Genomic DNA, 20,362 nt, shown 5'->3' with positions numbered 1-20,362 from the left:
GTTTAAGGATAAAAAGATTATTTTATTGAAATAATAGTATCGTAAATTCAGAAAATAAAAACTTTTTATATTAGGTCAATGTTTTTGACGTAATTTTTGTTTGGAAATGCAGTCATATCAAGGTTGTAAGCGTATAACATAGGCTGTTTTTGCTGTCAAGTTGATAAATTGCAGCTTTTTACAATTTATACTATGATAAAGATATTAACAGAAGATCGTATAAACATGAGGGATGATGAACATGAAATTTACAAAGATCCTTGTCCAAATTGCTGCTCTTTATGTGTTTTATATGGTTGGAACTTGGGTGCAAGAAATGTTGAATATTCCAATTCCAGGAAGCTTGATTGGGATGTTTCTTTTACTTTTTTTACTTAGCCTAAAAGTACTTCCAGTGAAATGGTTTGATTTAGGAGCGGAAACACTCGTCGCTATTATGCCGTTTTTATTAATTCCGCCAACGCTTGGCTTAATGAATTACGGTGCTTTTTTTATGAGTAAAGGAATTTCTCTTTTCATTACAGTTGTAGCGAGTACGTTTTTAATTATCATTGTCGCAGGACATACAGGGCAATATCTTGCGAATAGAAAGGAAAGGGAGTCGTGATGAGTCAAATATTAATCGGAATCGGTTGGGTTCTTTTTACGGTGCTATTATATCAATTATCTAAAAAAATCTATCAATTATTTCCAACACCATTTACTATTCCAATGCTTGTAGCGACAGGATTAATGGCTTTCTTATTTATTGTGCTTGATATACCATATCAACATTATATGGAAAGCGGTGGTGGCTGGATTGCGAAGTTACTTGGACCAGGTGTTGTAGCATTTGCAATCCCGCTTTACAAACAACGTCATGTGCTGCAAAAATATGTTGTACCGATTGCGGGCGGAGTATTAGTAGGTACAACAGTTGCGATTGCGAGTGATTTTGCTATTGCCTCACTTATGGGAACAGATAAAAGTTTAATTTTATCTTCATTACCAAAATCAGTGACAATGCCGGTTGCGATGAGCGTTTCTGAACAAGTTGGTGGTGTTCCATCCTTAACAGCGGCATTCGTAGTTATCGCAGGTATTACTGGAACGATTACAGGTCCAATTTTATTAAAATGGAGCCGCGTTACAAACTCGGTTGGTAAAGGTATCGGATTTGGATGTGCTTCTCATATTATGGGTGTTATGAGAGCAATGAAAAATAACGAACATGAAGGTGTTATTGGATCGGTAACAATGACATTAACAGCAATTTTGACATGTTTGCTCGGACCGTTATTTGCAATGATGTTTATGTAATAGAAGAAAAGCGAGAGCGACTCTATAGCTCTCGCTTTTCTATAGGATTTATGCTACAGTTAAAATAACTGAATCTTTGTAGGAGGTACGCCAAGTGCATACGTTATTATCCGTTTTACTTATTATTGTATCGATTTTAATGATTGTTATGGTACTTATGCAGTCTAGTAATAGCTCAGGCCTTTCAGGTGCAATTTCCGGCGGTGCAGAGCAATTATTTGGTAAGCAAAAAGCACGTGGAATTGAAGCGGTATTAAACCGTATTACAATTGTTTTAGCTGTATTGTTCTTTGTATTAACAATTGCTGTTACGTACTTAAACTTATAGAATTGAAAGAAGAAGCGTTAGTAGTTTGTACTAATGGTTCTTCTTTTTTTATTTTGTTATTTGAAAAAAGTTTCTAATTAGATTATAGAAATATAAATATGGTACACTAAGATATAGAAAGAATACGACTAGATTACAGAAGAGAAAGAGGAGAAGTACATGATGAAATTAGCATCTCCGAAACCATTTACATTTGAGGGTGGAGACCGCGCTGTTTTATTACTACATGGATTCACAGGAAACTCAGCTGATGTACGTATGTTAGGGCGTTTCTTAGAAAAGAAAGGCTATACTTGTCATGCGCCAATTTATAAAGGACACGGCGTACCACCAGAAGAACTTGTTCATACAGGTCCTACAGATTGGTGGCAAGATGTAACGGAGGCATATCAGCTTTTAAAAGATAAAGGCTTTGAGAAAATTGCTGTCGTTGGTTTGTCACTAGGCGGAGTATTTTCTCTGAAATTAGCATATACAATCCCTGTTTTAGGTGTGGTACCAATGTGTGCACCGATGTATATTAAGAGTGAAGAAACAATGTACCAAGGTATATTGGCATATGCTCGCGAATATAAAAAGCGTGAGCAAAAATCACCAGAGCAAATTGAACAAGAAATGTTGGAATTCCAACAGACACCGATGAATACATTAAAAGCATTACAAGAGCTAATTGCTGATGTACGTAATAATGTTGATATGATTTATGCACCGACGTTTGTTGTACAAGCGCGTCATGATGAAATGATTAATACGGATAGTGCTAACATTATTTATAACGGTGTAGAATCAACGTTAAAGGACATTAAATGGTATGAAGACTCTACGCATGTCATTACACTTGATAAGCAACGTGACGAGCTACATGAGGATGTATATAACTTCTTGGAGCAACTAGATTGGTAAGATCTAGTTGCCTCTTTTTTTCATAAGGAAATTTTTATGGAAACTGTAAAAAAATCATTAGGGGAGTATTGAATTTTCGCTTTATACATCCCCCATCTTTCGGATACACTAAATAATATAAGGGTTTAAAGGAGGTATTTTTGCTTGGAAGAAATCATACAAGAAAATATTGATAAGTTGTTATTATTTATGAGAGAAGAAGCGTATAAACCGTTAACGATACAAGAGTTAGAAGAGGCATTTGGAATTGAAGGTTCTGAGGGCTTTAAAGATTTTGTAAAGGCACTTGTAATGATGGAAGAGAAGGGACTTGTTATTCGTACACGTAGCAATCGTTATGGTCTTCCTGAAAAGATGAATTTAGTGCGTGGTAAGTTAATTGGACATGCGCGTGGCTTTGCTTTCGTTGTGCCAGAAGAGAAGAAAACGGGAGATGATGATCTTTTCATTCCTCCTACAGAATTAAACGGTGCACTTCACGGTGATACAGTATTAGCACGCCTAAGTTCACAATCAAGTGGTTCACGTCAAGAAGGTTCAATTGTACGCATTTTAGAACGTGGAACGAAAGAACTAGTTGGTACATATACAGAATCGAAAAACTTTGGGTTTGTTATACCTGACAATAAGCGTTGGACAAGTGATATTTTCATCTTGAAAAGCGCATCCATGGGTGCTGTAGAAGGCCATAAAGTAGTTGTTAAAATTACGAGCTATCCAGAGAATCGTTTAAGTGCGGAAGGTGAAGTTATTCAAATTTTAGGTCATAAAAATGATCCAGGAGTAGATATTTTATCGGTCATCCATAAACATCATTTACCTTTAGCATTTCCTGAGGAAGTGATGGAGCATGCAAACAGTGTACCAGAAACGATTTCAGAAGAAGACTTGAAAGATCGCCGTGATTTACGTGACCAAATGATTGTAACGATTGATGGTGCAGACGCGAAGGACTTAGATGATGCTGTTACAGTAACGAAGCTTGAGAACGGTAATTACAAGCTTGGTGTTCATATTGCGGATGTAAGTCATTACGTTGAAGAAGGTTCTCCAATTGATGTTGAAGCAGCGGAAAGAGCGACGAGTGTATATCTTGTTGATCGTGTAATTCCAATGATTCCACATCGTCTATCTAACGGTATTTGTTCATTAAATCCGAAAGTAGACCGTCTGACACTGTCTTGTGAAATGGAAATCAACAACTTAGGTGATGTTGTCAAACACGAGATTTTCCAAAGTGTGATTAAAACGACAGAGCGTATGACATATGCTGACGTAAGAAGCATTTTAGAAGATGAGGACGAAGAGTTAATCAAGCGCTATGAACCGTTAGTACCAATGTTTAAAGAGATGGGCCAATTGGCACAAATTTTACGTGAAAAGCGTATGCGCCGTGGTGCAATCGACTTTGACTTTAAAGAAGCAAAAGTATTAGTAGATGAAGAAGGAAAACCGACTGATGTTGTAATGCGTGATCGTTCTGTATCAGAAAAGTTAATTGAAGAATTTATGCTTGTTGCGAACGAAACCGTAGCAGAACACTTCCACTGGATGAACGTACCATTCATGTACCGTGTCCATGAAGATCCGAAAGAAGATAAGTTAGAGCGATTCTTCGAGTTTGTAACGAACTTCGGATATGCGGTAAAAGGACGTGCGAATGAAGTACATCCTCGTGCATTGCAACAAATTCTTGAAATGGTTCAAGGACAGCCTGAAGAAGTAGTAATTTCAACGGTTATGCTTCGTTCTATGAAGCAAGCACGTTACGATTCGGAAAGCTTAGGACATTTCGGCTTATCAACTGAGTTCTACACGCATTTCACATCGCCGATTCGTCGTTATCCAGATACGATCGTTCATAGATTGATTCGTGAATACGTCATTAACGGTAAAGTCGACAGTGAAACACAAGCGAAATGGCGTGAAAACTTACCAGAGATTGCAGAGCACTCTTCTAATATGGAACGTCGTGCTGTTGAAGCAGAGCGTGAAACAGACGAAATGAAAAAAGCAGAGTATATGGTCGATAAGATCGGTGAAGAGTATGACGGTATGATTAGCTCTGTAACAAACTTCGGTTTATTCGTAGAGCTTCCAAATACAATTGAAGGTCTTGTACATGTTAGTTACTTAACGGATGATTACTACCGTTACGACGAGAAGCATTTCGCAATGATCGGAGAACGTACAGGTAACGTATTCCGCATCGGTGACGAAATTACAATTCGTGTTATTAACGTAAACAAAGACGAGCGCGCAATTGACTTTGAAATCGTTGGCATGAAAGGTACACCTCGCCGTAAGTTCAAAGATCGTCCAGTCGTTATCGAACAGCCAAGAACAGGCAGAAAGAAACGGGGTGGACGTAGCGAGCGCAGTAATGAGCGCGGCGGCGAACGCGGTACAGGTAGAAAATTTGACCGTGGTGGCAAAGGTAACAGCACAGGAAGAGGATCCGCATCAGCATCCACGTCCGCTAGTCAGCCAGGGAAAAAAGATGGTAATGGCAAGAAGAAAAAAGGATTCTTTGAAAACGTACCAGGATTCAAGAAGAAAAAGAAAAAGCGTAAGTAAGAAAAGAGTGGCTTCGCTTTGATGAAAAGCGGGGCCGTTTTTCTTTTTATTGGTCATTTCACTCCCTCGAACGAAGCAAAAAGCGCTTCTCTGTCGGGAGTTCCAATGTCCAAAGATTCTGAGCGAGCTACTTTCGCTTTTTGTGTAATCCAGCTACAGTGGCTAGAATGTTTGGCGACTTCGCTTCTTCCCCAGAGGCAAAGGGCGCCTCAAGGTCAGAAGCTCCATCCACCTCACATTCTGAACGAGCCACTTTCGCTTTTTGTTTACATTTGTTACAATAGTAAAAATAGAGGAGGGACGTTATATGCCAAAAGGTACAGGTAAGGTTATTGCACAAAATAAAAAAGCATTTCATGATTATTTCATCGAAGAAACATACGAAGCAGGGCTTGTCCTTCAAGGAACGGAAATTAAGTCGATTCGCGCTGGTCGCGTGAACTTGAAAGATGCGTTTGCACGTATACATAATGGTGAAGTATGGGTTCATAATATGCATATTAATACGTACGAGCAAGGGAATCGTTTCAACCATGATCCGCTTCGCACGAGAAAATTACTTCTTCATAAAAAAGAAATTGATAAACTAGCGGGAGCTGCAAAAGAAACAGGTTACGCATTAGTTCCACTTAGAATCTATTTGAAAAATGGATTTGCAAAGATGGCACTTGGTTTAGCAAAAGGTAAGAAACAATATGATAAACGTCATGATTTAAAAGAGAAAGAAGCGAAACGTGAAATTGCACGCGTGTTCCGTGATCGCCAAAAGATGTAATACAGATATTTACATTTGTAAAACGGCGCGCGTATGATATAATAACTTATGTAAGGTTATTGCACATTGAAAAACAGCTCTTAGTAGCTATCACGATATTTTCTTCGTATGCTCCATTTTTATCATGGGGACGTTACGGATTCGACAGGGATAGTTCGAGCTTAGGTTGCGAGTCGAGGGGATCGGCCTCGTTAAAACGTCAAAGCCTATAATTGGCAAACAAAACAATCTTTCTTTAGCTGCTTAATTGCACTAAAGGTTCCTCCCTCCATCGTCCATGTGGTAGGGTAAGGGACTCAAACTAAGTGGACTACGCCGGAGTTCGCCGTCTGAGGGCGAAGGAAGAGAACAATCAGACTAGCAACTTGGAAGCCTGTCGATAGGCCGAAGAGTTTGCGAAATGCTAATATATCGACTACACTCGTAGAAGCTTAAGTGCCGATATTTTTGGACGTGGGTTCGACTCCCACCGTCTCCACCAATACATATTTGGTGGTTTTTTTATTTTTGTGATATGAACCATAATTTTGCCAGGTTGGCGAGGTTATGGTTCTTTTTGTTTGTGGCAAAGTTATGGTTCTAAAAATAGAATGTATCTAATTTCTTGGTTCTTTCAATTACATCATCAATGCATCTTGTGTGTTATCCCTTAACTATCACAATTTTATCCAGTAAAAGCCTGATTGGTGAGGACTCATAAGCAGTGGGGGATGAACATCTCTATTTAATTAACACTTCGCTTTATTTGAATCTTCATATGTTTTGTGTTTTTATCCATACCTATTGTAAGATTATATAGAGTTCTCCTAATAAACTGTTTTAGTGGATTAATTAGGGGTTTTAAATTTATAAATCTTAAATTGTTTTTTGGGGATAATTTTTTATCTAAATAAGTTATATTGAAGTAGAGGTGAACCATCGGTGAAGCAGGTGTTGGTGATTAAAAATGAACGGTCTTCAGCAAAGAAAATTGTAAGCGGTCTAACGCAAGAAGGCTATTTCATTTTAAAACTTCACAATGAAAACCAAGGTTTAAATATAATATATGAACAAGATTGGGATATTATCATATTGGATTGGGACTCATTAAGTATATCGGGACCAGAAATTTGCAGACAAATACGACTTGTTAAAACGACACCGATCATTATTGTGACCGACAATATTTCTAGTAAGGATTGCATAGCAGGGCTACAAGCAGGAGCAGATGATTATATAAGAAAACCATTTGTGAAAGAAGAATTAGTAGCAAGGGTTCAAGCAATTTTAAGGAGAAGTGACTATATCCAGCAAAATGAGATGAATTTTTTTCAGTTTAAAGATCTCTTTGTTGATGCATCTAGCAATATTGTGAAAAAAGGTGGCGAAAATCTCTCACTTACTAAGCGCGAGTATGATTTACTTGTATTTTTAATTAAAAACAAAAACACAATATTGAGCCGTGAGATGCTTTTGAATCAAGTTTGGGGATATAACGTAGTAGTAAATCCAAATGTAGTAGATTTATATATTGGGTATGTAAGAAAAAAGTTAAAGTGCGAGAAGAAAGACAGATATATTCAAACGATACATGGCAGAGGCTATTCAATGATTGACTGATAAAAATAAGATAATAAAAAACGAGTAAAACTATTTCATTCCGTTTTACTCGTTTTTTTATTAAATGTGATAATCAAATAGTTTCTTAGAAGTATTAAAAGACGTAAAAAAATGGATTATGAAAATATTAGCTATTAATGAGCGTGTTTTGTAGAGGAAATCATGGTTAATCAACACGCCTGACGTCACATATTACTTTTTATGCCTGATTTTATGAATTCACACCATTCACAAGATTTTCACAGAATTAATGACTATACTAATTAACAGGATGTTCAAATGAAAATGATTATCAATAGCGATTCAATTGAATAAAAGTTACCTTCTAATTCAATCTATGGATGTCATCATTTTCGAAATAAATCACACTATAAGGAGTATACATATGAAAAAATCTATGCTTTTAAAATTAGTGAGTATTCTAGCAGTTTTCACTTTAATGTTAGTAGCTTGCTCAGATTCAAGTAAAGAAACTTCGAAGGCTAATAATAAAGATAATGGTAGTGATAAGCCAAAAACGGTTGAAATCACTGATGCTCATGGAACTGTTAAAGTCCCTGTAAACCCAAAGAATGTAGTTGCTTTGGATAACAGAACTTTTGAAACTTTATCTGATTGGGGAATTAAATTAGCGGCTGCTCCAAAGGATATCATGCCTGCTGATTCAGCATATAAAAAGGATGAAAAAGTTCAAAATATTGGGAATCACCGTGAACCAAATCTAGAAATTATTGCAGCTGCAAACCCTGACCTTGTAATCGTTGGTCAAAGATTTGCTGATCATTACGAAGAGATCAAAAAATTAGTGCCAAAAGCAGCTGTTATTGATCTTAATTTTGATGTTTCTGAGAAATCTACTACGCCTGGGAAAAACTTAGTAAAAGGACTTAAAGATTCTACAATTACTTTAGGGAAAATCTTTGATAAAGATAAAGAAGCTAAAAAATTAGTGGCTGATTTTGATAAATCTATTGAAACTGCAAAATCTGCTTATAACGGGAAAGATAAAGTTATGAGTGTTATCGTTACTGGTGGGAATATTGGTTTTGCTGCTCCACATTCTGGTCGTGTTTGGGGACCAATGTATGAAATTTTCGGTTGGGTTCCAGCACTAGAAGTTTCAAATTCTACTGCAGGTCATAAAGGTGATGACGTTTCTGTTGAAGCTATTGCACAAACAAATCCTGATTGGCTTTTCGTATTAGATCGTGATGCTGCAACATCTGATGCAGCTACTTCAACACCTGCTAAGGATGTTATTTCTAAATCACCAGCTCTTCAAAACACAACTGCTGTTTCTAAAAAACAAGTTGTTTATGCACCAGAAGATACTTACACAAATGAATCAATTCAGACTTATATAGAGTTGTTTGGAAATCTTGCAAAAACTTTAGCTAAGTAGTGTAAAGGAGTACGAAACAGTGTCAAAAAATATAATTTCTAGGGTTGAGAATATTTCTCAACCCCAGTTTTATAATCACAATAAATTATGGACAAAATCTTTTATAATAGCGATTATAGTTGTTATAATTTTAGGGATTATATCACTGTTTACTGGAGTTTATGATATACGTGGACAAGAGGACGGAATGGAGATGTTTTTCATAACTCGTGTTCCGAGAACAGTTGCATTAATGCTTACTGGAGCTGCAATGGCGATGGCAGGGCTCGTCATGCAACTTATTACACAGAATCGTTTTGTTGAACCTACTACAACGGGGACTATTGAATGGTCAGGCTTAGGCCTGCTTTTTGTATATTTATTATTCCCTGCCCCGACTTTAGTGCAAAGAATGACTGGTGCAATCATTTTTTCTTTTATAGGAACTATGATTTTCTTTTTATTTTTAAGAAGAGTTAAACTTCGTTCGTCTTTAATTGTCCCGATTATTGGATTGATGCTTGGAGCAGTTATTTCTGCAGTGTCTACTTTTTTGGGACTCCTTTTTCAAAAGACACAAAGTATTGAAACTTGGTTCGTAGGTTCATTTGCTAACATTCAGGTGGGAAGATATGAATATTTATGGCTGATTGTTATCATTACTTTTCTTATTTTTATGTATGCTAATAGATTGACTTTAGCTGGACTAGGAGAAGATGTCGCAACAAGCCTTGGAGTTAATTACAATAGAATTGTTCTTTTTGGGACTGGTCTTATCTCTGTTGCAGTTGGAATTGTTGCAGCTGTTATTGGACACTTACCTTTCTTAGGATTAATTGTGCCAAATATCGTTTCAATGTTTAGAGGTGATGATCTTAGGAGTAATTTACCTTGGGTTTGTGTGATCGGAATGGGGTCAATAACTGCCTGTGACATCATTTCTCGAACAATTATACAGCCTTTTGAATTACCTGTTTCTTTAATACTTGCAACAGTGGGAGCAGTCGTATTTATTACTATTTTATTGAGACAGAGAAAACCAAGGAGGCTACGATGATCACATTAGAATATAGAAATAAAGAAAATGTCGAAATCGATTCTAGCCTTCATAATGAAAGTAGATCAGCTAGCGCTTTTCGTTCTAAGAAGGAAGCAAGACGTTATTGGATTTTACTGATAACATTGATTGGTTTAGGTCTCCTTTCTTCATATGGACTTTTAGTTTATAACAATCCAGTTCCGATAGATTCACCATCTTTTATCCCAGTTGTTAAGAGAAGGATAGTAGCTATTGTTGCAATGATTATTGCTGCGGTTTGCCATAGCTTGTCGACAGTTGCTTTCCAATCTATTACGAATAATAAAATTATTACTCCTTCACTTTTAGGTTTCGAATCACTTTATTCAGCAATTCAAACGAGTACAGTATTCTTCTTTGGTGCTAGTGCGTTAATAAATTTTAATGGAATTGGATCATTTTTATTCCAAGTTGTTGTTATGGTCTTCATGAGTTTGATACTTTATGGATGGTTACTTTCCGGTAAATACGGGAATTTACAACTTATGCTTTTAGTTGGAATTATTATTGGTACCGGGCTAAATTCTGTGTCAACTTTTATGAGAAAACTACTTGCGCCTTCAGAATTTGATATTTTACAAGCAAGATTATTTGGTTCTGTTAATCATGCAGATCCTGTATATTTTCCTATTGTAATTCCTATGATCATAATTGTAGCAGTATTAATTTTTGCTCATTCTAAGAATTTGAATGTTTTGTCACTAGGAAAGGATGTTGCTACTTCTTTCGGGGTTAAATATCAACCTAGTGTAATTTATACGCTTGTATTAGTAGCTATTTTAATGTCCATCTCAACAGCTCTAATTGGGCCACTTACTTTCTATGGCTTTTTAGTAGCAACTTTGAGTTATCAGGCGGCGTCAACTTATGATCATAGATATATTTTTCCAATGGCTTTTGCAATAGGATTTTTGATAATGACGAGTGCATACTTTTTAATGTATCATGTATTCCATGCTCAAGGTGTAGTTTCAGTTATTATTGAATTATTTGGTGGAATCATATTCTTAACTATAGTTTTAAGGAAGAGGGCTTTATGATAAAAATTGATAACGTTAAAAAGTTCTATAGTGATAAGGTAAAAATAGGACCTTTGGATATTGAAATACCAAAAGCAGGCTTTACTTCTTTAATTGGACCAAATGGCGCTGGAAAGTCCACGACACTTTTGATGATTGGAAGACTCTTAGATATGGATGAAGGTCACATTCAAGTAGCAAATATGGATGTTTCTGAATCCAAATCAAAAGACTTAGCAAAAGTTTTGACTATATTGCGACAAGAAAATCATTTTGTAACTAGGCTTACTGTTAGACAACTAGTTGGATTTGGGCGCTTTCCTTATTCAAAAGGAAGATTAACGAAAGAGGATGAATCTATTATTTCTAAATATATCGATTTTTTGGATTTAACTAATTTAGAGAATAGATATTTAGATGAACTTTCTGGTGGTCAAAGACAAAGGGCATATGTAGCGATGGTATTGTGCCAAGAGACGGAATATGTACTTTTGGACGAGCCTCTGAACAACCTTGATGTTGCTCGTTCTGTTCAAATGATGGAGCATTTGAGACGTGCAGCTAATGAATTTGGAAGAACAATTTTGACAGTTATGCATGATATAAATTTTGCGGCTAAGTACTCTGACAAAATTTGTGCTATGAAAGATGGTCAAATTGCTGCTTTTGGAACAGTAGAAGAGGTAATGGATCCAACACTTTTGACAGATATTTTTGAAACAAAAATAGAAATTATCAAGGGTCCTTATGGGCCAATCGCTGTTTATTAGTTACAAAATGTATACTGTAGCTTGCGTAAATTATGCTAGCTACTCTAGTTGAAGTTGCTGTCTGTATTTTATGGGCAGCAGCTTTTTTTATGCGATCGCCCATCATGATAACTCTTAATTTTTCTGGCTGTTGGTAATAGCTCCACAGATATGTCATTACTCCCAGTCCTGCGACGTGTTGAACACTAGGACGGCGAATGTAAGGGAATCATTATATTCTGGTTTGGTTATCCACTCATAAGCTAACACAATTGTGTTAGACAAAGTAGGTTTCGTCCGTTCTCATATAAGAAGTTGTGATGTAGTTAAGATTCGGTATAGTGTGTCTACATGTAAGGGAGAAGTAGCTTGTTACGCTGCAAGATAATCCTTAGCGTATATTTTCGTTAAAATGTGGGCGGCAGCCCTGGTAGAAAAGAAAAAATAAAAAGATAAGTGGAGACAAAATTGCTGAACACCTTATGCAAATAATCCTGTGAGATTGGCGTTTACGGCAATAATATTCAAATTACAATTTTATATGATAAGAACTATAACTTTTCCAGGTTGGCAGGGGTATGGTTCTTTTGTTTGCGAAAAAATTATGCTTGCTTTGTAAAATGATAAAAATGTTTTAATCCAAAATGATAGGATTACAAAAGTGTAATGTGGGTGTAAGGAAACTGGATTGTACCCTCTTTTTAGATAAAGCATACTTAAAGTAAGGAAGATTTATATGTGAATGAATATAAATTTTACAAGTAGGATAGAAAGGTTAGGTATTATCATATGAAATGGATCATTAGGATTTTTGTGTTATTAGCTATAATAGGAGGTGCTTTCTACTATCTGAAATCAGGTAATGGGTACTATTCAACTAAAGAATATTATGTAAAGGTAATGACTGATTCTACAGTAGAAAACGAAAAATTGAGTAATGGAGAAATTCTTACGTATCATGTTTACGATGAGAAGGTGTACGATAAAAAAGGGGAAGAAAGAAAACTGAAAATTTCCGTGCAAAATAAATTGGAAAAAAATCAATATTATTTGATTGATTGGGAAGATCGCCGTGGGATTGTTTCTAAAATAGCTAAAGTGGATCAAACAAAAATAGATAAGAGTATCTTAGATAAATTGAACGGAAATTCATAATATGTCAGGACAAGCTAACCAATAGCTGTGTTAACATAAAGCTTTATAAGCAAAAGATATTGTAGGAAAATAAGAGAGATTATTATAAAACAAAAGGGATCAACCGTCTGGTGTGATCCCTTTTTGTTAGGACTGAGCAAGGAGTATTATTGCATTGTATAAACCCTTTACTCTTTCCAAAACTGTTCTAGCAGAATACTGATCATAGTGCCTACGAGTAATCCGTTACTTAAAACATATTGTAAGGAAGAAGGAATACCGCTAAATGCACCTTCTGGAAGGAACATTATTCCTAAACTGATTAATAATGTAATTCCTAATATAGTTAATCGGCGTTGATTTAATTCTTCACGTAAAATCGATTGAAATGAAATGCCTATTACTTGGACAAATGTTGCTAAAAGTGCAGCATTAGCAATAGGGCCTGGAAGTAAGGATATAAAGCTTACAATTGAGGGGATAAAAGAAATTCCTGCTAATATGAGACTTGCTATAAGGAATGACTTCACTTTTCTTTGTCCTGTTAGTTGAATAAATCCAGCTGATGCAGGTAATGGTACAATTCCAATTGTAGAAAACAACGACGAGATAATATGTGATATACCTCCGACCCATATACCACGGTTCAGTGTTTGCTTTTCATTTTCTTTAGATAATGGAGCCACTTGTTTTACAGCCGAAATAGCAGCAATCGTATTTGCAACTAAAAGAAATGTAAATAAAATTGCAGTTAGAGTCATTCCAATATCGAATCTAGGCATGCCCCAAGCAAATATCTGTGGTAACTTAACTAACGGTGTGTGTGAAGGCATATGAGACGATTTTTCTAATAAAGCATACAAAAGCCAATCAAATGAAATGGCAAGTAACACAGCGTAACTTTTCATCCAGCCTTTCCCTTTAATTGATAAGAAGGTAATCATGGTAAAAACAAAGAGTGCAATAGTAGTTGTTGTATAATCAGGATGAGTTACAGATCCTTGTAATCCCATCATTCCTTTTAGTAACACACCACTAAGCTGAAGTGCTAAGATTAAAAGAAAAGTTCCTGTAACTAAAGGGGTAAATAAACGTAAGATTCGATGTACAAGCCCTGTTATACCAAGTACGAAGAGTAATATACCTGCAATAATTAACCCGCCTTCTAAAATTTGCAACACGTCTTTTGCACTTTGTCCCTGATGCATAGATACTTGTCCCAGTATGACAAATATACTTACCCATGAACCTGCTGGACCATCTGCTATGGGATAGCGATGCCCAAACCATGCTTGTATAAATGAACTTACTCCCACGACTAAAAAAGTTCGCTGCATTAATGTTGAGATATCTTCTATTGATAAATGAAATATGCCACCAATAATGATAGGCAATGCAATTGCATTTGCTAATAGAAACACAAACCACTGTAGAATACTAAAGCTCGTATTAAAGTATTTTTTGTTCATATTATTCTCCTTTGTCGAAAAAGAATCTCATAGTAAAAATCCATCCTTTCTATACAGTTAGATTAAAAAGGATGGATTTTGTAAATCTATAAAATTATTTTAATTTTATATATAGATTTAAAATTAATTACCATGTACGGAATGGTAAGAATTTACCGTTAAGTGTAATAACGATACGAGGATCGCCACCTTTTGGATCTTCTTGTGTATTCACACCTAGATTGAAGTTAATTGCACTCATTACACCTTCGCCAGCTTTTTCTAAGATTAATTCTCTAAGAGTTGGTGCGTATTGTAACATCATTTCATATAATCGATATAAGATTGGGTCAGTAGGAGGCATTTGCATTACTTGACCTCTAAGTGGAACTACTGTTAATGCCTGAACCACTTCCTCATCTAATTCTAATAGTTTACCGATTTTTTCTGCTTCCGGACGTGTCATTGTAGCTTGTCCTAATAATGCTGTTACAACCCAAGTCTCGGAGTTTTCGCTTACTTTTGAAATTTCTTCCCATGTTAAACCTTTTGCAATTTTTGCTTCCATAATTTTTTGTGTAGCTTCTTGTCTATTCATACTTAATAACTTCCCTTCATTTGAGTAATAATTAATTTTTCATACCATTTAATGTTTTATATCCATCAACTACTAAATCTAATTTACCTGTGTGGGGATCAATGACTAAACCATGTACAGGAACATCTTTTGGAATAAGTGGATGATTTCTTACTAAATCAACATTAGCTTGAGTTGAGTCGCAGACATCATCGAATCCAAATAACCAATTTTCAAGATCAACACCAGCATATTCAATTGCTGATAAAATTTCGGATGAAGCTACTCCACGATCTAATATTTTTTGAAGTGTTCCTTTTGGATTAGTTTGGCTTGCACCACATTTATGGTGTCCGATAAGAAAGATTTCATCTGCATTTAGATCATATACTGATGCTATAACACTTTGCATAACGCTATCGAAAGGAGAAGCAATTTTACCACCTGCATTTCTGATAACTTTTGCATCACCATCGTGTATATCTAAAGCTTTTGGAAGTAGCTCAATTAAACGAGCATCCATGCAAGAAACAACAACCATACGTTTTTTAGGCATTTTTGTCGCTTCAAAAGGAGCGTATTCCTTATTTTCTACAAATTGTTCATTGAACGATAGGATTTCTTGTAATAACATATTTGTAACCTCCTTTAAATCTAGATGTATTTTTTGTTGCGTCCTCTATGTTATAAGTGAATATAACTGATAAACAATGTGATGTAAGAGGATAAACTAAGTATAGTGAATTGTATCGATAAGCAGAATAAGCTGGCGAAACACTTTCTGGCTTTCTACTTTCACGGTGAAAGGATTGGTTTATATCATTGATCAAACAGATTTTGAGATACTGAAATTATTAGGAGAAAACTCAAGAATACAATGGAAAGAACTTGGTCAAAAAATACATATGACGGGACAGGCGGTAGGAAATCGAATTCGAAGGTTAGAGGATTTAGGGATTATTGAGCAATACACAATCGCAATAAACCGAATCAAATTAGGACAAGTAGTGACTGCGTTTGTTACTTTGTTCGTAACAACAGCTAACCATCAAGAGTTTATGAATTTCTTTCAAGGAGAAGAAGGGATTTCTGAAGTACATCGTATAAGTGGTGACGGATGTTATTTATTAAAAACACATTTTGCTTCCAATGAAGAATTGGATAACTTTCTAGGACGACTATTAAAGTATGGGAATTACCGTGTTAACCTATCAATAGGGAAGTTAAAATAAACTTTATGTAAGTTTATGGTTCCTTTTGCTTGTGGCTAAGACATGTTTCCAAAAATAAAAGGAGTATCTCTTATTAAATAAGAGATACTCCTTTTATTTGTTTTTAATAATTATTGATTATTTTACATCTGATTTTTCTTTTTTCATTATTTGCCTTTGACTAGTGAAGGGGAATTTTTTAACATCAAAACCCCTGCGCTGTATGCAACAGGGGGTTCTATTATTACTTATTTGAGGGCATGATCCTATTTCATTTTACAGCTAATTCATGTTTCGAATATAAAAAGTAGACTCATAAGAAAAATCCTGTAGTTCAGTACAGGATTTTTAATCAAACTAATTAAAAACTAAATTGTGGTTTAACATCACCTTTATAAGGTTCATGTTCAACGAATATAGTTATGTCTTTACCAGATTGGTCTTTACCAGTTCTTTTATACGTAAATTTCTTATTGTTCAGTTCAGTAAGTTCAAGAGCCGCACCATATTTATTATTTCCAATTGATACATGAGCTCTTATTTTATTTTCGTGTACAACATCGAAGTAACCATAGTCACCGCGGCTTTGACCTGTTTCGCTATTGAAGAACTCGTATTTATTAGACTTGTCATCAAATTTTGCTAGACTTATAAAATTAGAATTAAACTGTGTTACATCATTACCAGCTTCATCTAATACCTTTGTTCCATGCCAAAGGGTGCCGCCTAAAATTTTATCTCCATCAACATTTTTAACAATATCGCCTGTAGTAGTGTTCAGTTGCTTGTCCGGATCAGTGAAAGAAAGTTCTTTTTCTTTATATGGAACATGTTCAACGAAAACTTCTACATCTTTACCGTTAGCGTCTTTCCCCATTCGTTTATAAGTAAATACATTTTTATTTAGTTTTGTCATGTCAACAACAGCTTGATACTTCATTGATTCTGAAATTAATATTCTCTTCTTCCCATCATTTGTGACAAAGAAAGTTCCTTTATCGCCACGACTTGCACCTGTCTTAGCATCAAAGAATTCATATCTGCCGGACTTCGCATCATATTTTGCAAGACCAATGAAGTTTGCATTCTCTTTTGTTAAGTCATTCTTATCTTTGTCATATACTCTTGTACCTTGCCAATTAGTATCGCTAAGAATGTTAGCCATTTTTTGGCCTTTCGTTAACTTGTTTTCCTTTTTCGTCTCTTTAGCAGCTTGTTCTTGTTTTTGTTTACCATGATTTTCTTCGGCTTTAGTACCAGCACACCCTGTTAATGCTAATGTGAATCCGAGCAGTATTGATGATAGTGCTTTCGTTTTTTTGTTCATTTTTTATCGTCTCCTCATTTTATGATTTTCATGTTATTCACATGGTTTTAAGTAGTGCGGTTTGTGATTATAGTAGTAGTTCATCCTTCTGAATCTTTGTTATATGAAAAGATTTAGGTTGAATCAATGAACTTAGTTGCTACGTTTATTATGTTAATCTCAGAGTATAAACTCCCTCTAAATAAAACATTAAAAAAAGATAAACTAATTCCTAAAAAATTTTCATATTTATAAAAAAGCAATCGCTAGTTTGCAGCAGGGATCTTTCGAATATTTACCAAAGTTGTTTCTGATGCCTACGAGTAATCAAAAAAATACATTGTAAAGAAGAAGGAAAGCCGTTAACAATAATGTAATTCCTAATAGAGTTAATCGATTGTAGTGCAAAATTTTTGAGCTGAACTGTATGGGAAATGAAGATTTTATAGAAGTCGCTTCATATAGGAAGGGGATGTCCATGTTTGATTCAACAGATTTTAAAATTATACAGTTACTACAAGAAAACGCTAGAATGAACTGGAGGGAAATTGGAGAGATAGTACATTTGACTGGCCAAGCAGTTGGAAAACGAATTAACAAATTAGAAGAGGCAGGTGTCATTCAAAAATATACGATAGATATCGACAGAGCTAAGCTGGAAGGATCCATTATGACGTTTGTTACGCTATTTTTGCATGCACCACATTATCATAATCAAATTCAAAGTTTTTTCGAAAAAACAGACGTAATCACTGAAATGTATCGTATAAGTGGCGATGGGTGTTATATCATGATTCTTCACACATCTTCGCATCAGCAATTAGAAGAGACGCTTGCAGATGTTTTACATTATGGTGATTATCGTATAAATACTGTCATTAAGACAATGGAAAAAAAGAAAGAATAAGATATTTATCCTTTCTTTTTTCATATGGAACTGTAATTCTTTATTTGTTTTTATTTATAAAACAGCTTGCTGACATGACTTTTGCGTAAATATCACCAAACTCTAATGCGCTCATGAACGATTGATGAGCGTGTACTGCTGGGATTAGATTTCCTTGGAATTCTAAATCTTTTGTTGTACAAGCATCTTCAATTACAATACATTGAAATCCTAAATCACTGGCAGCCCGTACTGTTGCATCAATACATACATGAGTCATCATACCGCAAATGACTAGTTGGTCTATTTTCTCTTCTTTTAATGTTTGTAATAAATTTGTTCTTAAAAAACTGTTAGGGTGGTGTTTTTGTATGACTCTTTCATTAGCGATCGGTTGTACATCATCATGAATTTGAGCACCTACTGTCTCGGGGAGGAAGAAGGTAGCTCCTTCATTGTTCGCAATATGTTGTACATGAATAATTGTTTTATGTTTTTCACGAAACACTCTCAATACTTCTTTCGCTTTTTGGATGGCTTTTTCAGGTAGATGTAATTCCATATTGCCGCCTTTAAAGTAATCATTTTGTATGTCGACTAATAGTAATGCTTCGTTCATCGTTATTCCCCCATACTTAGTGATTCAGCACGTTATTTGTACTGTACCGTTATTATATAAATTGTAGCTATGCTGAAGTAATAACATTATGAAACGATTTTGAGGTATATAGTTTCAGTGTGAAAAAAGTGAAAGTTGGTATAAGTACAAATGGATTTTGTGGAATTCACGGTAAAGTTATAGGTAGAGTGGCATTATAAGGTAAAAACCATAACTTTGCTAGAGGAGCAGGTTATGTTTTTTTATGCGGAAATGCGATTTTAAGTTTTTGCTGAAGGTGTTTTTCTAGGATATGCTGTGAGTGATTGGAGTGAGGTAGTGTCGGATATTGTCGACCAATCGATATATTGGAAAAATCGTTGATATATTGTGAGTTGTGATAGATATATTGGAAAAATCGTTGATATATTGTGAGTTATGATAGATATATTGGAAAAATCGTTGATATATTGTGAGTTATGATAGATATATTGAAAAAATCGTTGATATATTTGTAAAGGGGTGTTTGAGGTGATTGTGAAAGAAAGAAAAATGCCGATTTATATAAGGCAGTTAGAAGCACTTCTTAGAAGGTTACCTGTACATCATCCGAAACGAAATTTAATTGGAGAAAACTTGGCAAAACACATGGCGGGATATAAAGGGGAGCAATCGATTGATTATCCACTTAGTTTTATTTCTGAGAAAGAGTATAGTATTTTACATGATATTCGCTTATCTAATTATGATAAATACTTTCAAATTGATACTATTATCCTTTCCACAAAGTTTCTTCTTTTTCTTGAGATAAAAAATATAGCAGGTACATTAATATTTGATACAAAGTTTAATCAACTTATCCGAATAACAGAAGGAAATTCAGAGGGATTTCCAGATCCGGTTTTACAAATAAAAAGGCAAGAAATACAAATAAAGAGATGGTTAAGCTTACATGGATTTTCTTCTAGTCTTCCAATTGAGTCCCTTGTTGTTATTAGCTCGCCTCGTACCATTATAAAATCTTCAGATGACAATCTTCTTCATACAATTATTCATAGTGCAAATTTACCTCATAAAATAAAGTGGTTTGAAAGTAAATATAAAAGAAAAGTTATAGATAATGTAGATAGGCTCATTCATCAAATAATAACGGAGCATTCTCCACTTCAACAAAATATACTTGAGCAATATAAAATAGAAAAAGAGGAGTTGTTAAAGGGAGTACAATGTGAGAAATGCTTAGTTATTCCAATGGTTAAAGTGAAGAAGGGTTGGTGTTGTACAAGTTGTAAAGATTTTTCAAAAGTGGCACATGAGGATGCTATACGAGATTATGCATTGCTCATTAGTACGACATGTACAAACGGTAATTTGAAAGAGTTTCTCCATGTTTCGTCGGGTATGGTTGTAAACAGAATTCTCCACACACTAAATCTTCCCTACACTGGCAACAAAGGACGAATATATGATTTAACTTCTTTCCAATCGTAATTT

At 35.1% G+C, this 20,362-nt stretch carries 20 protein-coding genes and 1 other RNA gene; 16 read left to right on the top strand and 5 right to left on the bottom strand.

The genetic code is table 11. The features are described 5' to 3' along the window. The first annotated feature begins 241 nt into the window (after nucleotides 1–241). The 13 genes from BTOYO_RS11755 to BTOYO_RS11695 all read left to right on the top strand — a co-directional run bounded on the left by BTOYO_RS11755 (nucleotide 242) and on the right by BTOYO_RS11695 (nucleotide 12,863). Entirely contained in the window at nucleotides 242–607 is a 366-nt protein-coding gene (locus BTOYO_RS11755; protein WP_000673219.1) for a CidA/LrgA family holin-like protein, read from the top strand. Further along, entirely contained in the window at nucleotides 607–1,299 is a 693-nt protein-coding gene (locus BTOYO_RS11750; protein WP_000078307.1) for an LrgB family protein, read from the top strand. Before BTOYO_RS11755 ends, BTOYO_RS11750 begins: the two co-directional genes overlap by 1 nt. A 94-nt stretch (nucleotides 1,300–1,393) precedes the next feature. Next, nucleotides 1,394–1,627 (top strand): preprotein translocase subunit SecG, encoded by a 234-nt coding sequence (gene secG, locus BTOYO_RS11745; protein ID WP_000557263.1) that lies wholly within the window; start codon nucleotides 1,394–1,396, stop codon nucleotides 1,625–1,627. Nucleotides 1,628–1,789: 162 nt separating this feature from the next. Beyond that, a complete protein-coding gene (gene estA / locus BTOYO_RS11740) occupies nucleotides 1,790–2,530 on the top strand; it encodes a carboxylesterase (RefSeq protein ID WP_000761983.1) in 741 nt (246 codons plus the stop codon). Between the two features lie 189 nt (nucleotides 2,531–2,719). After that, nucleotides 2,720–5,107, top strand: coding sequence for a ribonuclease R (gene rnr / locus BTOYO_RS11735; RefSeq protein WP_370115456.1), 2,388 nt, complete (start codon nucleotides 2,720–2,722; stop codon nucleotides 5,105–5,107). Between the two features lie 307 nt (nucleotides 5,108–5,414). After that, nucleotides 5,415–5,882, top strand: coding sequence for an SsrA-binding protein (gene smpB, locus BTOYO_RS11725; protein WP_001123917.1), 468 nt, complete (start codon nucleotides 5,415–5,417; stop codon nucleotides 5,880–5,882). Between the two features lie 126 nt (nucleotides 5,883–6,008). Further along, nucleotides 6,009–6,363, top strand: a transfer-messenger RNA (tmRNA) gene (ssrA, locus tag BTOYO_RS26320). A 440-nt stretch (nucleotides 6,364–6,803) separates the two neighbouring features. Further along, nucleotides 6,804–7,481, top strand: a complete 678-nt coding sequence (locus BTOYO_RS11720; RefSeq protein WP_000815822.1) for a response regulator transcription factor — start codon at nucleotides 6,804–6,806, stop codon at nucleotides 7,479–7,481. Between the two features lie 385 nt (nucleotides 7,482–7,866). Next, nucleotides 7,867–8,883 carry a siderophore ABC transporter substrate-binding protein gene (locus BTOYO_RS11715; protein WP_000749444.1) on the top strand — a complete coding sequence of 339 codons (1,017 nt, stop codon included), beginning with the start codon at nucleotides 7,867–7,869 and terminating at the stop codon, nucleotides 8,881–8,883. A gap of 19 nt (nucleotides 8,884–8,902) precedes the next feature. After that, nucleotides 8,903–9,919, top strand: coding sequence for an ABC transporter permease (locus BTOYO_RS11710; protein ID WP_000041828.1), 1,017 nt, complete (start codon nucleotides 8,903–8,905; stop codon nucleotides 9,917–9,919). Beyond that, complete coding sequence (locus tag BTOYO_RS11705) at nucleotides 9,916–10,980, top strand: iron chelate uptake ABC transporter family permease subunit (protein WP_000631251.1); 1,065 nt, start codon at nucleotides 9,916–9,918, stop codon at nucleotides 10,978–10,980. Before BTOYO_RS11710 ends, BTOYO_RS11705 begins: the two co-directional genes overlap by 4 nt. Then, the gene (locus BTOYO_RS11700; protein ID WP_000590045.1) at nucleotides 10,977–11,729 is read left to right on the top strand and encodes an iron ABC transporter ATP-binding protein; all 753 of its coding nucleotides are present in this window, start codon (nucleotides 10,977–10,979) and stop codon (nucleotides 11,727–11,729) included. Before BTOYO_RS11705 ends, BTOYO_RS11700 begins: the two co-directional genes overlap by 4 nt. 768 nt (nucleotides 11,730–12,497) lie before the next feature. Further along, on the top strand, nucleotides 12,498–12,863 hold the full coding sequence (locus tag BTOYO_RS11695) for a YxeA family protein (protein ID WP_000871137.1): 366 nt from the start codon (nucleotides 12,498–12,500) through the stop codon (nucleotides 12,861–12,863). A gap of 167 nt (nucleotides 12,864–13,030) precedes the next feature. Here the strand turns inward: BTOYO_RS11695 and BTOYO_RS11690 are convergent, their stop codons facing one another. The 3 genes from BTOYO_RS11690 to BTOYO_RS11680 form a co-directional block, all read right to left on the bottom strand. Continuing rightward, nucleotides 13,031–14,311 carry a purine/pyrimidine permease gene (locus BTOYO_RS11690; RefSeq protein ID WP_023441096.1) on the bottom strand — a complete coding sequence of 427 codons (1,281 nt, stop codon included), beginning with the start codon at nucleotides 14,309–14,311 and terminating at the stop codon, nucleotides 13,031–13,033. A 127-nt stretch (nucleotides 14,312–14,438) separates the two neighbouring features. After that, entirely contained in the window at nucleotides 14,439–14,888 is a 450-nt protein-coding gene (cynS, locus tag BTOYO_RS11685; RefSeq protein WP_001081568.1) for a cyanase, read from the bottom strand. Nucleotides 14,889–14,919: 31 nt separating this feature from the next. Then, nucleotides 14,920–15,501 (bottom strand): beta-class carbonic anhydrase, encoded by a 582-nt coding sequence (locus BTOYO_RS11680; protein ID WP_000926486.1) that lies wholly within the window; start codon nucleotides 15,499–15,501, stop codon nucleotides 14,920–14,922. A gap of 166 nt (nucleotides 15,502–15,667) precedes the next feature. On the opposite strand from BTOYO_RS11680, the gene BTOYO_RS11675 reads away from it, so the two are divergent. Next, the gene (locus tag BTOYO_RS11675) at nucleotides 15,668–16,099 is read left to right on the top strand and encodes an Lrp/AsnC family transcriptional regulator (RefSeq protein WP_002039967.1); all 432 of its coding nucleotides are present in this window, start codon (nucleotides 15,668–15,670) and stop codon (nucleotides 16,097–16,099) included. A gap of 340 nt (nucleotides 16,100–16,439) precedes the next feature. On the opposite strand, the gene BTOYO_RS11670 is transcribed toward BTOYO_RS11675, so the two are convergent. Then, a complete protein-coding gene (locus BTOYO_RS11670; protein WP_001036594.1) occupies nucleotides 16,440–17,405 on the bottom strand; it encodes a DUF4822 domain-containing protein in 966 nt (321 codons plus the stop codon). Nucleotides 17,406–17,856: 451 nt separating this feature from the next. Here BTOYO_RS11670 and BTOYO_RS11665 point away from each other — a divergent pair, with 451 nt between their 5' ends. Beyond that, the gene (locus tag BTOYO_RS11665) at nucleotides 17,857–18,291 is read left to right on the top strand and encodes an Lrp/AsnC family transcriptional regulator (RefSeq protein WP_033657330.1); all 435 of its coding nucleotides are present in this window, start codon (nucleotides 17,857–17,859) and stop codon (nucleotides 18,289–18,291) included. Nucleotides 18,292–18,331: 40 nt separating this feature from the next. On the opposite strand, the gene BTOYO_RS11660 is transcribed toward BTOYO_RS11665, so the two are convergent. Continuing rightward, nucleotides 18,332–18,889 carry a cysteine hydrolase family protein gene (locus BTOYO_RS11660; protein WP_001001101.1) on the bottom strand — a complete coding sequence of 186 codons (558 nt, stop codon included), beginning with the start codon at nucleotides 18,887–18,889 and terminating at the stop codon, nucleotides 18,332–18,334. A 516-nt stretch (nucleotides 18,890–19,405) separates the two neighbouring features. On the opposite strand from BTOYO_RS11660, the gene BTOYO_RS11655 reads away from it, so the two are divergent. Continuing rightward, a complete protein-coding gene (locus BTOYO_RS11655) occupies nucleotides 19,406–20,359 on the top strand; it encodes a nuclease-related domain-containing protein (RefSeq protein ID WP_002093062.1) in 954 nt (317 codons plus the stop codon). Nucleotides 20,360–20,362: the final 3 nt, after the last annotated feature.

The sequence above is a fragment of the Bacillus toyonensis BCT-7112 genome (genome assembly GCF_000496285.1).
Lineage (GTDB): Bacteria > Bacillota > Bacilli > Bacillales > Bacillaceae_G > Bacillus_A > Bacillus_A toyonensis.
This window is presented reverse-complemented; position numbering and strand designations above follow the sequence as displayed.

Coding starts and splice junctions, on each gene's coding strand:
- BTOYO_RS11755 (WP_000673219.1), top strand. CDS start 242: ATGAAATTTACAAAGATCCTTGTCCAAATTGCTGCTCTTTATGTGTTT.
- BTOYO_RS11750 (WP_000078307.1), top strand. CDS start 607: ATGAGTCAAATATTAATCGGAATCGGTTGGGTTCTTTTTACGGTGCTA.
- estA (WP_000761983.1), top strand. CDS start 1,790: ATGAAATTAGCATCTCCGAAACCATTTACATTTGAGGGTGGAGACCGC.
- rnr (WP_370115456.1), top strand. CDS start 2,720: ATGAGAGAAGAAGCGTATAAACCGTTAACGATACAAGAGTTAGAAGAG.
- smpB (WP_001123917.1), top strand. CDS start 5,415: ATGCCAAAAGGTACAGGTAAGGTTATTGCACAAAATAAAAAAGCATTT.
- BTOYO_RS11715 (WP_000749444.1), top strand. CDS start 7,867: ATGAAAAAATCTATGCTTTTAAAATTAGTGAGTATTCTAGCAGTTTTC.
- BTOYO_RS11705 (WP_000631251.1), top strand. CDS start 9,916: ATGATCACATTAGAATATAGAAATAAAGAAAATGTCGAAATCGATTCT.
- BTOYO_RS11700 (WP_000590045.1), top strand. CDS start 10,977: ATGATAAAAATTGATAACGTTAAAAAGTTCTATAGTGATAAGGTAAAA.
- BTOYO_RS11695 (WP_000871137.1), top strand. CDS start 12,498: ATGAAATGGATCATTAGGATTTTTGTGTTATTAGCTATAATAGGAGGT.
- BTOYO_RS11690 (WP_023441096.1), bottom strand. CDS start 14,311: ATGAACAAAAAATACTTTAATACGAGCTTTAGTATTCTACAGTGGTTT.
- cynS (WP_001081568.1), bottom strand. CDS start 14,888: ATGAATAGACAAGAAGCTACACAAAAAATTATGGAAGCAAAAATTGCA.
- BTOYO_RS11680 (WP_000926486.1), bottom strand. CDS start 15,501: ATGTTATTACAAGAAATCCTATCGTTCAATGAACAATTTGTAGAAAAT.
- BTOYO_RS11670 (WP_001036594.1), bottom strand. CDS start 17,405: ATGAACAAAAAAACGAAAGCACTATCATCAATACTGCTCGGATTCACA.
- BTOYO_RS11665 (WP_033657330.1), top strand. CDS start 17,857: ATGTCCATGTTTGATTCAACAGATTTTAAAATTATACAGTTACTACAA.
- BTOYO_RS11660 (WP_001001101.1), bottom strand. CDS start 18,889: ATGAACGAAGCATTACTATTAGTCGACATACAAAATGATTACTTTAAA.